General features: G+C 58.6%; 11 protein-coding genes. 2 read left to right on the forward strand and 9 right to left on the reverse strand.

The genetic code is table 11. The features are described 5' to 3' along the window. Positions 1-49: 49 nt before the first annotated feature. Positions 50-1,111 (forward strand): alanine racemase, encoded by a 1,062-nt coding sequence (gene alr, locus HF945_RS02155; protein ID WP_290524131.1) that lies wholly within the window; start codon positions 50-52, stop codon positions 1,109-1,111. Between the two features lie 267 nt (positions 1,112-1,378). Continuing rightward, the gene (gene radA / locus HF945_RS02160) at positions 1,379-2,746 is read left to right on the forward strand and encodes a DNA repair protein RadA (RefSeq protein WP_290524132.1); all 1,368 of its coding nucleotides are present in this window, start codon (positions 1,379-1,381) and stop codon (positions 2,744-2,746) included. Positions 2,747-3,032: 286 nt separating this feature from the next. On the opposite strand, the gene HF945_RS02165 is transcribed toward radA, so the two are convergent. The 9 genes from HF945_RS02165 to ettA form a co-directional block, all read right to left on the reverse strand. Then, positions 3,033-3,806, reverse strand: coding sequence for a DUF547 domain-containing protein (locus HF945_RS02165; protein ID WP_290524133.1), 774 nt, complete (start codon positions 3,804-3,806; stop codon positions 3,033-3,035). 186 nt (positions 3,807-3,992) lie between these two features. Beyond that, positions 3,993-5,105, reverse strand: coding sequence for a PepSY-associated TM helix domain-containing protein (locus HF945_RS02170; RefSeq protein WP_290524134.1), 1,113 nt, complete (start codon positions 5,103-5,105; stop codon positions 3,993-3,995). A gap of 62 nt (positions 5,106-5,167) precedes the next feature. After that, complete coding sequence (locus tag HF945_RS02175; RefSeq protein WP_290524135.1) at positions 5,168-7,264, reverse strand: TonB-dependent receptor; 2,097 nt, start codon at positions 7,262-7,264, stop codon at positions 5,168-5,170. Between the two features lie 99 nt (positions 7,265-7,363). Next, positions 7,364-9,508: a bifunctional TVP38/TMEM64 family protein/FAD-dependent oxidoreductase gene (locus tag HF945_RS02180; RefSeq protein ID WP_290524136.1), complete on the reverse strand. Its 2,145-nt coding sequence runs from the start codon at positions 9,506-9,508 to the stop codon at positions 7,364-7,366. A gap of 282 nt (positions 9,509-9,790) precedes the next feature. Further along, entirely contained in the window at positions 9,791-10,831 is a 1,041-nt protein-coding gene (locus HF945_RS02185; protein ID WP_290524137.1) for a methyltransferase domain-containing protein, read from the reverse strand. A 165-nt stretch (positions 10,832-10,996) separates the two neighbouring features. Then, positions 10,997-11,227 (reverse strand): zf-HC2 domain-containing protein, encoded by a 231-nt coding sequence (locus HF945_RS02190; RefSeq protein ID WP_290524138.1) that lies wholly within the window; start codon positions 11,225-11,227, stop codon positions 10,997-10,999. Beyond that, positions 11,221-11,823, reverse strand: coding sequence for a sigma-70 family RNA polymerase sigma factor (locus HF945_RS02195; protein ID WP_290524139.1), 603 nt, complete (start codon positions 11,821-11,823; stop codon positions 11,221-11,223). The genes HF945_RS02190 and HF945_RS02195 overlap by 7 nt, the downstream gene beginning before the upstream one ends. Before the next feature lie 4 nt (positions 11,824-11,827). Further along, on the reverse strand, positions 11,828-12,187 hold the full coding sequence (locus HF945_RS02200; protein ID WP_290524140.1) for a PilZ domain-containing protein: 360 nt from the start codon (positions 12,185-12,187) through the stop codon (positions 11,828-11,830). Between the two features lie 66 nt (positions 12,188-12,253). Continuing rightward, positions 12,254-13,921, reverse strand: coding sequence for an energy-dependent translational throttle protein EttA (ettA, locus tag HF945_RS02205; RefSeq protein WP_290524141.1), 1,668 nt, complete (start codon positions 13,919-13,921; stop codon positions 12,254-12,256). Positions 13,922-14,171 lie beyond the last annotated feature (250 nt).

The raw sequence follows: 14,171 nt of genomic DNA on the forward strand, positions 1-14,171 counted from the left end.
CAGTGAGCAGCGTCGGGCGTCAGGCATCTGGCTTCAGGCGGCATTAATTATGCGTGGCACTCGGGTCGAAATTCGAAATGCGGCTCTCGCTCACAATGCTGGGCGGGCGAAGCAGTTGGCGGGTGATACTGAGGTCTTTGCCATGGTCAAGGCCAACGGTTATGGCCATGGCCTGCTCAATGCGGCCAACGCCATGCAGGCGCAGGTGGATGGCCTCGGCGTGGCATTGCTGGAAGAGGCTCGTCAGTTACGTGAGGCGGGTATCGGTGCGCCAATTCTGGTCGCGGAAGGCTGCTTCGACCGGGAGGAGTTACTGGAGGCGCGCCAGCTATCCCTGGATCTGGTAGTGCACTCCCCCTGGCAAGTGGCCATGCTGCTGGACAATCCTGGTGCCGACCGCCTTTGGCTAAAACTGAATACCGGCATGAACCGGCTCGGACTGCGTCCTGCCATCGCTCTTCAGGCCGCCGAGCAGTTGGCGGCGGCGGGCATGAAGCCGGTGGGCGTGATGACGCACTTCGCCTGTGCCGATGACGAGCAGGATGCACGCACTTCACGCCAGCTGATGCTGGCCCGGGAGGTGGCGGATACGTTGGGTCTGCCGTTATCGGCGGCCAACTCTGCTGCTCTGATTCGCTACCCGGAATCACACGCTCAGCGGGTTCGCCCGGGCATCATGCTCTATGGCTCCTCGCCATTTACCTGGCAGCGTGCCGCCGAAATCGGTCTGCAAGCGAGTCATCGCTTCAGTGCACGTCTGATCGCCATCAACGATATCCAGCCCGGTGAGTCAGTGGGCTACGGTGCCACCTGGACCGCCGCTGAGGCGGGACGTGTGGGTGTGGTGGCGGTGGGCTATGGCGATGGCTATCCCCGGCATGCCCCCAGCGGTACCCCGGTGGCCATCAATGGCGAACCCACGGTACTGGTTGGGCGAGTCTCCATGGATATGCTCACCATCGACCTCAACGGCATTGAGGCCCATGTGGGCGATGAAGTGGAGTTGTGGGGCGATGTGGTGGATGTGGACGCGGTAGCGAAAGCCTGCGGCACCATCAGCTATGAATTGTTCTGCCAGATCACCAGCCGTCCGGAACGCGTTATTGTTTGATCCGAAGGTTGCTGTGGGCGATGTCGGTGGGGCGATCGGAAGTGGGTTGAGTTGAAAGTTCAAAGTTTAAAGTTGAAAGGCGCGAAGATCAGTTGGCTGCCACACGATGGATGCAAGCGCCGCGCCGCGATCTCCCGAGTAAAAAAACGGCGCTTTACTTTGAATCCTTTGTTCAACTCCAATCATGAATCGTGGGCATGGCCTGTCAGTTCGGCACGGCTTTTCCCACGTTTCAACTTTAAACTTTGAACTTTCAACTGGGTTCCCATGGCCAAGAAAAAAATCGCTTTTGTCTGCACCGATTGCGGTGCCGATACCCCGAAATGGCAGGGGCAGTGTCCCTCATGTGGTGCCTGGAATACCCTGCAGGAATTCGTCCATGATCCGGCGACGCCGTCGTCGAAAGGGGCGGGCAGTCGTGGCGGCTTTAGTGGCCAGCTTTCCGAAGTCCAGAATTTGAATGACATCGTTTTGGAGGAAACCCCGCGCATTGGCTCGGGCATGGGTGAGCTGGACCGGGTGTTGGGCGGCGGCCTGGTGCCAGGCTCTGCCATTCTGATTGGTGGTCATCCGGGGGCGGGAAAGTCGACCCTGCTTCTGCAGATGCTCTGCAAACTGGCAGGCAGCCAGAAATCCCTCTATATCACCGGTGAGGAATCTCTCTCCCAGGTGGCCATGCGTGCCGATCGTCTCAAGCTGCCCAAGGATAAGCTGCGACTGGCAGCAGAAACCGATGTGGAGCAGATTCTGGAGCTGGCCCGAAAGGAGCAGCCGCGTATTCTGGTGGTGGACTCCATCCAGGTCATGTTCCTGACGGCGTTGCAGTCCGCGCCGGGCAGTGTGGCCCAGGTGCGCGAATGTGCGGCGGCCCTCACCCGCTTTGCCAAGCAAACCGGTACCGTGCTGTTGCTGGTGGGCCACGTTACCAAGGATGGCACCCTGGCCGGCCCCAAGGTGCTGGAGCATATGATCGACTGCTCGCTGATGCTGGAAGGGTCCACCGATTCCCGTTTTCGTACCCTGCGCGGCTTGAAGAACCGTTTTGGGGCGGTGAATGAGCTGGGAGTCTTCGCCATGACCGGTGAGGGCCTCAAGGAAGTGAAGAATCCTTCAGCAATCTTCCTTAATCGTGCCGACGAAATTGCGTCCGGCTCACTGGTGACCGTGGTCTGGGAAGGCACCCGTCCCTTGCTGGTGGAGCTGCAGGCGCTGGTGGATGCCTCCCATTTCGGTAACCCTCGTCGGGTGTGTGTGGGCCTGGAGGGCAACCGGCTGGCCATGCTGCTGGCGGTGCTGCACCGTCATGGCGGTATTCAGGTAGGTGATCAGGATGTGTTCATGAATGTGGTGGGTGGCGTCAAAGTCACTGAAACCGCCGCCGACCTGGCCCAGGTGCTGGCGATAGTGTCCAGCTTTCGCGATCGCGCTCTGGAGCGTGAGCTGGTGGTGTTTGGTGAAGTGGGGTTGTCCGGAGAAATTCGTCCGGTACCCCAGGGCCAGGAACGACTCTACGAAGCGGTGAAGCACGGCTTCAAGAAAGCCATCGTGCCGAAAGCCAATCTGCCACGGAATCTGCCCGATGGGGTAGAGGTGATCGGCGTAAGCAATGTGGCGCAGGCGCTCGAGTACCTTTAACGGCAATTAATAGTTAACAGTTAATAGTGAATAGTTAACAGCGAAACCTGAAACGTTTGGCAATTGCATTACTATCGTAGCCGGGGTCTGTAGGAACTCAACTTGTTGAGCGAAGGGGCCGGAAAGCTTGCTCCTCAATTTTTTCGTTAGCGGTTTTTTTGAGGGCTTTGTGAAATGGGCGGAAATGGGCTTGCGCCCATTTCCGCCCTACGGTTTTATCATTGGCGTCCAGCGTCCAGCGTCCAGCGTCCAGCGTCCAGCGTCCAGCGTCCAGCGTCCAGCGTACTTACTGTTTGTTCAGTGCCCAGTCGTAGTCCAGGTGGCGGATGGTCATGTCGTCATCTTTCATCTGTTTGCGTTTGTTCTGAGGAACACCGAGTTCCTCGGCGTAGGGCAGCAGATACGCCGCCAAGCTGCCGGCAGCGTCTTCGAAATCGTCTTCGTACCAGTCAAAAATCTTTGAGATTTCCAGCGCCCCGCGTTCGCTGTTGTAGCGATTGCGTTGCTTGTCGCTGAGAAACTTTCGAGTGCTGTCTTCCAGCTGTGCATCCAGTTTATCCGCAGTGTAGGCTTCCGGGCGAAGCGCCGGGCAACCGATGGAGGCACAGTTCACCGCGAAGTGGATACGAGGATCCATCAGTTCCGGGTTGCCGCGAATCATCTCATGCTCGATCTCGTCCAGGGTGCGTGCCTTGCCGAGGAGGACGATGAATTCCTTGTCCCAGGGGCCGGAAAGAAAGTTGCCAATGTCGCGAATGGAATCCGGAATGTCCTCAAGCAGTATCAGTTTGATGGTGTAGGCATTGTAGGCATTGATCAGGAATGCCAGCTTTTCATCCCGGCTGAAATCCTTGAAACCCTGTATGGATACATCAGAAAGGCTCTCCAGATAGGCATCAAGGCGTTCCTGATCCCGGCCAATGGCAGCATAGTCTACGGCGGTGGCCACGCCACCGCGAAGGGGGGTGACATGCTCATCGAGAAGCGTATCCCAGCGACTGTGGTCGAAGGCATGAGCGACGCTGCAGATTAACAGCAGCGGGATCAACAAGTATTTCATGGAGCCTCCCGAGGGTGTGTTCTTTGATATCCAAATTCTCTGTTCTTGATCACGTGATGGTACGGGGTTGTCGCTGGCTCTGCCCTGTTCCAAACGCTGTCGTCAGTGGCGGATTATGTCAGCGTATCACGAAGGAGGTATCCGGGGGGCGATAGTGAGAGCAGACCGGATGAGCGCTGTTTTGTATCAGGAGTGAGGCTTGCGCCGTTGGTCTGCTTTGCGCTTTAACTGACGCTTGGTCCACCAAAGGTAGCTGCCAGTGATAAAGAACAGCATTGGAGCAAGGCCGCTTAACAGGACGATCAGTCTACCGCCAAGACCCAAAGCGTCCCCGTTGTGCAGGGGAAATTGCCAAGTCATGAACTGGCTGCCGGCGGGCAGCTGGCTGACTTGCCAGAGGGCAAGTTGATCGCCGCTGTATTGATCCAGCCACAGGTTGTTGGCGCCATACTCCTGCCAGGCATCCCCGGGCAGGGTGAAGGCAACACGATAACTGCCGGGGCGGTCTTGCGGCAGATAGAGCCGGCGCAGGGTGGCGTCGGGAAACTGCTTCAGGGTCAGCGCGATGGCGTCGTCGGCTGAAAGTGGCGCTCCTTCAACGGGGCGGGAAGAAGGGGAGGGCCGTTCCTGTATGGTCAGGGCGGTGCCGACGATGGCACTGACCTGTTTGCCAAACACCAGGCTGACCCCGGAGAACGCAATGACCAGCAGCACCGGAAAGAGGTAGATGCCGGTGACCTGGTGCAGGTCAAAATGCAGGCGATAGCGCCCAGCGCCGCGTTTCACGGTCAGATTGCGCTTCCACTTTCCCTTGCGCTTTCCTGCTGGCCACCACAGCACCACCCCGGTCACACAGAACCCGATCAGGCACAGCCCAAGAATGCCGACGACGATCTTACCGTTATTGCCGGCCAGCAGGGTGTAGTGCAGCCGGTACAGCCAGGTCATGGGGTAGTGCCCCCAGTCACGCACGGCGAGGACTTCGCCGGAATGGGGGGAGACGCTCACCTGCAACGGACCGGCGGCGTCAGGGTTTTTGGCAAAGCGCAGGGTGTGAGGGCTGCCGGGCTGGCGCGACAGATCGATACGCTGGGCCGTTTTACCGGTGGCGGCCTCGGCGTTGGCGATCACCACGCTGAGTGGCGCCAGGCTGTTGCCTTCGGTGATCAGGGCAGGGGTGAGTTGCTCATCCAGCGCATCGTGAAACACCAGCAGACTACCGGTAAGGCCGCTGATAACCAGCAGTATGCCCACGGTCAGGCCGGTGTATTTGTGCAGGGTGAACAGCAGTGAGCGCATGATAACTGTGTGACCTGGAAAGCCTGCAGGCAGCCGGTGGCCGCCTGCAGCGCAATGCTGGCTTAGAAATCCAGGTTGTATCCCAGGGTAAAGGTGCGGCCACGACCCTTGAAGTTACGATCATCACGGGTGGTGGCGGCCTGCGCGTAGTAGGTGAAATAGTTCTCGTTGAAAAGGTTTTCCACGCCTGCGGTCAGTTCCCCCTTGGGCAGGTCATAGCCAAGGCTCAGGTCAACCAGCTGATAGGCCGAGAAGTCATTGGTGTCACCCTCGAAATCCTTGTTGAAGTAATGGGTGCCCTGCAGCTGGCTGTCCAGTTTGCTGGTCCACTGGGCGATCCAGCGCAGCTGGAAGCTGTCCGGGGCAATGTTGTTGCCGTCGAGGCGGGTGTCGACCTTGCCGTCCTCGTCATCGTCGTACTTGCCAGAAGTATGGGCATAGGTGGCATTCACTGCGTGCGCCGCATTGATCTGCCAGCCGGCATCCGCTTCGATGCCCTGAATTTCGGTGCGTTCACGTTTGACTTCAAATACCCCGCCGTTGTTTTCCAGACGCTGGCCCAGATCCGAGTCGGAGCTGAAGTGGCTGATCTGGAAGTGGGTGCGTTCGCCATTCAGGCGAATACCAATCTCGGTGTTGTCGGTAAGGATAGGCTGCAGATCGAGGAAGTCTTCCACGTTCTGGTTGGGGATATTGATGCTACGAAGCACCCGGCCCACATCCGGCATACCAAAGCCTTCGGAATAGTTGGCGAACAGCTGGGTGTTATCGGTGGCCTGAAACACCAGCCCGTAGTTGAACAGGGTCTCATCAAAATCGGGATTGCCGCCTTCCACCTGATGGCTGCCATAGGAGGCCAGGGTGTTGAAATCGTCTACCTTCAGTTCCGCGTATTCATAGCGAACACCCGCTTGCAGAATCAGCTGGTCCATCGGGTTGACCTCGGCCTGCAGGAAGGGAGCCAGATTACGGAACTGGGTTTCCGGTACCCATTCACGGCCGGTTTGGGCCAGGATTTGGGTGGTCTCGTCCTGCAATACATCCAGGCCGGTGGTCAGCTTCAGGTGGTTGTCCAGCAGGCCATCGCGAGTCAGGGTCAGCTTGCCACCGATCTTGTCGGATTCGTTCTGGGACTGGTCGTAGAGGTCCGGGCCGTAGGCCGGATCCTGGAAGGTGCTGAAGGTGCCGCCGCCGTAGCGGCCCTTGAAAGTCTGACTGTAGAGCTGCGCAGTGAAGTGGTTTCCACCCAGGTTGCTGTGGGTGTAGGTGAGGCCCGCAGTTGTCACCTCGTTCATGGGGGCGTCGCCTTCAGGGGAGCCTTTTTCTGAGGTGGTGGGAATGCAGTTGGCCCAGTCTCCATCCACGGACACATAGTCGTGGTTGCCTTCCAGCTCGAAGCGATTCACGGACAGCTCGATATTCTGCTCGTCAGTGAGCCAGTAGCCCAGCTTGATGAATACGTCGCCGTTCTGCGAATCCATGATGTCACCCTGGGTGCCATCCACGCCAATGTAGTCACCTTCCGCATCGTAGAACATGCCGCGGTCCACATAGCTGACGCCCAGCAGGTAATCCAGGTTGCCGGCCATGCCATCAACGCGATAGTCCACCTTGTAGCTGAGGCTGTCGGATTTAATGTCGTTGGTGGGGGCGGTGGCTTGCACTCCAATGTGCTGGTTCACGGTGCCGGATTCAGGGCGGCGGGTGACGAAATTGATGATCCCGCCGGTGGCACCCAGGCCATGTTCGGCGCTGGCACCGTGGATCACCTCGATACGCTCCACCATGGACAGGTCGATGGTGTAGCCATCCCGTGAGCCATCTCGCAGTGGGTTGGATTGGGGAATGCCGTCAATCAGGAACAGCGGGGCCCGGCCACGGAAGGTTTCGCCGGAGTTGGTCAGTTTCTGCCGACTCGGGGTGTAGGAGGGGATCAGGTTGCTGAGTACCCGGGACTGGTCCGACGTCATGCGCAGCTGCTGCTCGATCTCTTGCTTGCTGATCACGGTGATCTTTTGCGGCGTTTTGCCTACTTCACTGTTGGAGCGAGTGGCGGAAACGGTCACCGCTTCCAGCTGATTGCTTTCAGCGAAAGTCAGCGGCGAGGCGGCAAGGGTCAGCAGGGATACAGGCAAGCCAAGATGGCGCAAACGGGGCACGGCAACTCTCCCGGGTTGTTCGTAAGGAATGTAAGATGCCGTGCACGGTAGTGCCAGTGATAATGATTGTCAATATGATCCAGGTTCGACTCTCCGTTGCTAGCGCCGCCAGGCATGAAGCTTTTCCACCCAGCGCAGCAACCCTTCCGGCTTGCGGGCTTTTTTCCACTCGCCGGCGGCGAACTTGTTGGCTTCTGCCATGGTGGGGTAGATGTGGATGGTGCCGAGGATCTTGTTGAGGCCAATGCCGTGTTTCATGGCGAGGACATACTCGGCAATCAGGTCGCCGGCATGCTGGCCGACGATGGTGACGCCGAGAATCCGGTCGCTGCCTTTGGCGGTGATCACTTTCACGTAGCCCTCGGCGGCGCTGTCGGCAATGGCCCGGTCCAGATCGTCGATACCGTAGCGGGTCACCTCGTGCTCGATGCCTTGCTCGATGGCTTCCTGTTCATTGATGCCCACGCGGGCGACTTCCGGGTCGGTGAAGGTGCACCAGGGGATTACCCGGTAGTCCACCTTGAATGTTTTGAGGAAACCAAACAGGGCGTTCACGGCGGCATACCAGGCCTGATGGGCAGCGGTGTGGGTGAACTGGTAGGGACCGGCCACATCGCCACAGGCGTAGATATTGGGGTAACGGCTTTGCAGCAGGTCGTTGGTCTGGATGGTGCCGTTGGGTGCGGTGGGCAGGTTGAGGGCGTCCAGGCCCAGCCCGTCAGTGTTCGCCTTGCGGCCCACGGCCACCAGCACCTGATCGAAGGGCAGGGCAATCTCCTTGCCGTCATGCTCGGCGTACAGCACCTTCTCATCATTCTCCTGGACGAAGCGTACCGCCTTGTGACCGGTGAGCACCTGCACGCCGCTGTCTTCCAGTGAACGGGTGACGATGGCGCTGGCTTCCTCATCTTCGCGGATCATGATGCGCGGCAGCATTTCCACCTGGGTGACCTGGCTACCCAGCCGGGCAAAGGTCTGGGCCAGCTCACAGCCGATGGGGCCGCCTCCCAGTACCAGCAATCGTTTGGGCTGTTCCTCTATTTGCCAGAGGTTGTCGGAGGTGAGGATGTCCATGTCTTCGATGCCGGGGATTGGCGGCACGAAGGGGCGAGCACCAGAGGCGATAATGATGCTACGGGTGGTCAGGGTTTCCACCTGGTCACCGTTGCGAATTTCCACTTCCCAGGGCGAGACGATACGCGCTTCGCCCTGACGGCATTCCACGCCCAGCCCGGTGTAGCGTTCCACCGAATCGTGGGGTTCGATATCCGCGATCACCTGCTGGACCCGGCTCATCAGTTTGCTGAAGCGAAAATCCGTCTTGATGCTGTCGAAACCGTACTTGTCCGCCTGCTTTTCCTGGTAGGCCAGGTGGGCACTCTTGATCAGGGCTTTGGACGGCACGCAGCCGGTATTGAGGCAGTCGCCGCCCATCCTGTGCTTTTCGATCAGGGTGACTTTGGCTTTCACCGTGGCGGCGATATAGGAACTGACCAGCCCTGCTGCACCGGCGCCGATCACGACCATGTTGCGGTCAAACTGTTTCGGTTTCTTCCAGCCCTGATAGACCTTGCGGGCCTGAAGTCTGGCCATGATGTCCTTGGCGATCCACGGGAAAATGCCCAGTAGCACGAAAGCGCCCAACAGTTGCGGGGAGAGCAGACCGCTGAGGCTGTCCAGCTGGCCCAGCTGGGTGCCAGCGTTCACATACACGGCGGTGCCGGCGAGCATGCCCACCTGGCTGACCCAGTAGAAGGTGCGGGTCTTGATGGGGGTGAGGCCCATGACCAGATTGATGACAAAGAAGGGAAAGGCGGGCACCAGACGCAGGGTGAAAAGATAGAAAGCGCCTTCCTTTTCAATGCCCTGATTGATTTTTTTCAGCCGTTCGCCGAAGCGTTCCTGCACCGTGTCGTGGAACAGAAAGCGGGATGCGAGAAAGGCCAGGGTGGCACCGATACTGGAGGCAAACGACACCAGCAGTAGTGCTATCCAGAAACCGAACAGGGCACCTGCGGCCAGGGTCATGATGGCGGCGCCGGGCAGGCTCAGGGCGGTAACCGCCACATACACGGCAAAGAAAGCACCCAGTACCAAGGCCGGTTTGTCGGCGTACAGCGCATCAAAGGCGCCCTGCTGCTCCTTCAGATAAGCGAGGCTGAAGAACTGACCCAGATCGAAAATAAAGTAGCTGGCGATCAGCGCGGCGATGATGATAAACAACAGCGCTTTTTTGATGTTCATTGGGCTTCCTTGGCTATCGATGTGGGTGAGTGAGTTGAAAGTTCAAAGTTTAAAGTTGAAACGCGGGCATGGGCGTACTGAGCTGACCGGTCATGCCCGCGATCAAGGCACTGAGTTGAGTAATGCCTTCAAAGTGCAATTGCGCAAGGTTTTTGCCTGTAAGGTTCCGGCGCGGCTCAGGCGCTTGTCAGATGGCACCTTTACGCCAGTCGCGCTTTTAAACTTTAAACTTTGAACTTTCAACTCATCCCTCCAGGCGTGGTTACCTACGTAGAGAATGTTTCAGCAGCAGCTGGCCGCGCCGCCTTCCTCGTTGTCTTTAAACGGCACATTCAAGCCGCAGCCTTCGAAGATCCCGTAGTGGGTTTTGAAGTTACCGATAAATTCAAAGTGCTCGGCGAAGCGGCTTTTTTCCAGCATCAGCCAGGTATTACCGCAGACCGGGAACACCTTGCCGGTTTCGATGATGTGGTGATCGTCGAGCAGGAAGGCATGGGGGCAGTTTTCCATAGTGCCCTTGTAGATCACCGCCTGACCATAATCCTCACAGGCGGGCTCCAACCCCTCGATGTTGAATAGCCGGTAGGTGGCAGAGTAAAAGCGGATGTTGCCGAGCTTTTTCTCGATGGCCGGGTTCTCGATAGTGAGCCGGCGGGATTCCACCAGGCGCGGATCGGCAAAGCCGCTGCGCTTGCCCAGATTGAGAAAATCATTCCAGTACAGGGCGCCGGACAGGCATTCACCATAAAGTACCGGATCGTTAACCAGGGCAGCGGGTACACGACGGTCCGCATAGACATCGGAGAAATAGAACTCGCCACCGGGTTTGAGCAGCCGTTTCACGTCTTGCAGCACCTTGGCCTTGTCGGTGCTCAGGTTGATCACGCAGTTGGAGATGATGATGTCGAAGTAGCCATCCTTCAGGTCCAGCTGATCCAGCTCTTCGATATAACCCTTGAGAAAACGGACATTGCTGGTGGCGTAGCCGAACTGCTCCCGGTGATAGTCCTGGTGACGGCGGGCTACCTCCAGCTGCTCGTCGGTCATGTCCACGCCAACCACTTCACCCGCTTCGCCTACCAGGGCGGAAAGCAGGTAGACATCACGGCCGGAGCCGCTGCCCAGATCGAGGATGCGCATGCCGTCGAGCTGCTCGGGGGCAACCAGGCCGCAGCCATAGTAGCGGGTGATCACTTCGTCGTGCAGTTGGGCCAACAGGGGCTTGAGATGTTCAGGGGGCTCCTGGTCGCAGCAGGCATTGGTCTGCAGGTCCTCACTGGATTGCAGGTGCTTGCCATAATAATCCTGTACATCGTTTCGCATAGGGTGTCTCCCGAAGGTCCGGCATTGTGGCGGTGGGTTGAGGGCATGCTCGTCGTGACCTTGGTGCCAAGGCTGTCATGGTAGAGGTTCAGGGCGGGGACGAGGATGATAAAAATTGCATTGCTTGCTGGTAATAGTGGTCAGCAGATGTGAAGAACGCGTGAGTCAGGGGTTGCTGTCCAGCTTGTCCATCACGCGCTCTACGGCTTCATCACTGGCCGCGTTGGGCGGCGACCGGTGCAAGGAAATCACCAGCGCCCGTAGCTGGCGCAGATACCGACGGCAGTGATGACACATGAGCAGATGCAGGCGCAGAGCGAAACGCTCACGCCAGCTCAGTGGCGCGCCATCTACCAGGGCATTGGCCTTCTCCACTGCCTCTTTGCATTTCAGCACTCGCCTGTCTCCTGAAAATGATCCACCAGCTCGAATAATCGGGCTCTGGCGCGATGAAGTAACACACGTACATTGGATGCGCTGATATCCAGCATGTTACAGATGGCATCGAAATCCAGCCCCTGCATATCGCGCAGTTCCAGTACCAGGCGCTGGTTCTCCGGCATGCTGTCCAGGCACTTGGTCATACAATGGCGCAATTCGTCCCGGGTGAGCAGGGAGTCCGGCCCGTCCAGGTCCCACTGCCGAGGACCCTGTTCCCAGTGGCCGCCTTCACGAAAGCGGTGGGCGAGGGGGTCATTGTCGTCACCGGGATCAAACTGGATTTCACGGCCCTGCTTGCGGAGCATCATGCGGGCCTGGTTGATGACAATGCGGGTTAACCAGGTGCGAAGTTGGCTGCGCCCTTCAAACTTGCCGATGGCGCGGTGTGCGGAGATCCATGCATCCTGAACGGCTTCTTCAGCATCGGCGGGGGAGAGCAGGGAGCGGGCGGTGGCAAGGAGGTAATGGTGATGTTGTTTGACCAGAAGGCTGAAAGCATTGCGGTCACCCTCTTTCAGCCGTGCGATGAATTCAGGTGCATCAGGGCTCAAAGGATCAGTGCTCCGGGCTTAGCAGGCTGGCAGGATTGTCATCGCCCTCATCCCCCTCGTTGAGCATCACCAGACGGCGTAGATGCTGCATGTCGTCGACAGAGGGTTTCTCGAACATGATTCCGATATCCCGGCCTTCCTGGCGTTTGACTCTGCCGGGGAGGGTGAGAGAAATATCGGAGTCTTCGAGGAGTATTGTCAGTGAAACGGGAGAGGCATCGGGCAGAGCCAGAGCGGACTCGCTGTGAATCCGGGCGCCCATGACCGATAAATCCTGCAATTCCACCGGGAAACGGTCCTGCTGGAAAAGCAGCGTCGCCTCACCATCAAAGTCGATGCGGTTGACCCTGCGCCGTTCTGTCATGAGCATTTCCTTCTGCTGCTGGCTCATGGCCTGCCCCGCAGCGCTGGCTGAGGGCAGGCCAACGGATCAGACGTCGATCCGTTTATACTTCATGCGCTTGGGCTGAAGGGCTTCGTCACCCAGCTGCTTACGCTTGAATTCCTCATACTCGGTGTAGGAGCCTTCAAACCACTCTACTTTAGCATCCCCTTCGAAAGAAAGAATGTGCGTCGCGACCCGGTCCAGGAACCAGCGATCGTGAGAAATGACGATGGCGCAGCCCGGGAAGGCCAGCAGGGCCTCTTCCAGAGCGCGGAGGGTTTCCACGTCCAGGTCGTTGGTGGGCTCATCGAGTAGCAGCACGTTGGCGCCCTGCTTGAGCAGCTTGGCCAGGTGCAGGCGGTTGCGCTCCCCACCGGACAGGTCGCCCACCCGCTTCTGCTGGTCGCCACCCTTGAAGTTGAAGCGGCCCAGATAGGCGCGGCTGGGCACCTCGTAGTTGCCGATCTTGAGAATGTCATTACCGTCAGATACTTCTTCCCACACGGTCTTGTTACCGTCCAGGTCTTCGCGGCTCTGGTCCACATAGGCCATCTGGACGGTTTCACCGGTGATGATCTCGCCGCTATCCGGCGTTTCCTGGCCTGCCAACATACGGAACAGGGTGGTTTTACCGGCACCGTTGGGGCCGATGATGCCGACAATGGCGCCTCGCGGCACCTGGAAACTCAGGTCTTCGTAAAGCAGCTTGTGGTCGAATTCCTTGGCAACGCCGTTCAGCTCGAACACCTGCTCACCAAGACGCTCGCCCGGCGGGATGTAGAGTTCCTGGGTTTCGTTGCGCTTCTGGAATTCCTGGCTGGCCAGTTCTTCGAATGCGGCCACCCGGGCCTTGTTCTTGGCGCGGCGGCCTTTCGGGTTCTGGCGTACCCACTCCAGTTCCTTTTCCACCGTTTTGCGGTGGGCGGATTCGCTTTTGGCTTCCTGCTCCAGACGCTGCTCTTTCTGTTCCAGCCAGGAAGAATAGTTGCCTTTCCAGGGGATGCCTTCACCGCGATCCAGTTCCAGAATCCACTCACAGGAGTTGTCGAGGAAGTAGCGGTCATGGGTGACCGCTACCACGGTGCCGGGGAATTCGTGCAGGAAGCGCTCCAGCCAGGCCACGGATTCCGCATCCAGATGGTTGGTGGGTTCGTCCAGCAACAGCATGTCCGGGGCGCTCATGATCAGCCGGCACAGGGCGACACGGCGGCGTTCACCCCCGGAGAGGTTCTTCACGCTGGCGTCCCAGGGCGGCAGGCGCAGGGCGTCGGCGGCAATTTCCAGCTTGCGCTCCAGGTTGTGGGCGTCACTGGTTTCAATGATGGCTTCCAGCCTGGCCTGCTCGGCGGCCAGCTTGTCGAAGTCCGCATCTTCCTCGGCGTAGGCCGCATACACCTCTTCCAGACGCTTCTGGGCGTCGAGGATTTCGGACAGGGCCTCTTCCACGATCTCGCGGACATTCTTTTCCGGGTCCAGCTCCGGCTCCTGTGGCAGGTAGCCGATATTGGTGCCTGGCTGCGGCCGCGCTTCACCCAGGAAATCCTTGTCCACCCCGGCCATGATCTTCAGCAGGGTGGATTTACCCGCGCCGTTCAGACCCAGTACGCCGATCTTGGCGCCGGGGAAGAAGGACAGGGAGATGTCTTTCAGGATGTGCTTCTTGGGCGGGACAACCTTGCCCACCTTGTCCATGGTGAAAATGTACTGGCTCATAAACTCCGACCGCAGTGTCGTTAAGTGTGCGGGGCGCTCGGACCCCGGCGGAATGGCGCCTAAGCTAACGGAAAGGGGGGAAAGATGAAAGACTCACAGGAAGCAAGCGGGTAGGTATACGTGTGCATGGTCATTGTTACCGGTTAGCTCAAAGTTTGATCGTCAGTGTAGGAGATATCATTCACTTGGTGTAGGACATTTGCCATACCTGCTTCTGCAGGCTAGGCGAGAACTGTTTCACATTTAATAC

This window comes from Alcanivorax sp. (genome assembly GCF_017794965.1).
Taxonomy (GTDB): domain Bacteria; phylum Pseudomonadota; class Gammaproteobacteria; order Pseudomonadales; family Alcanivoracaceae; genus Alcanivorax.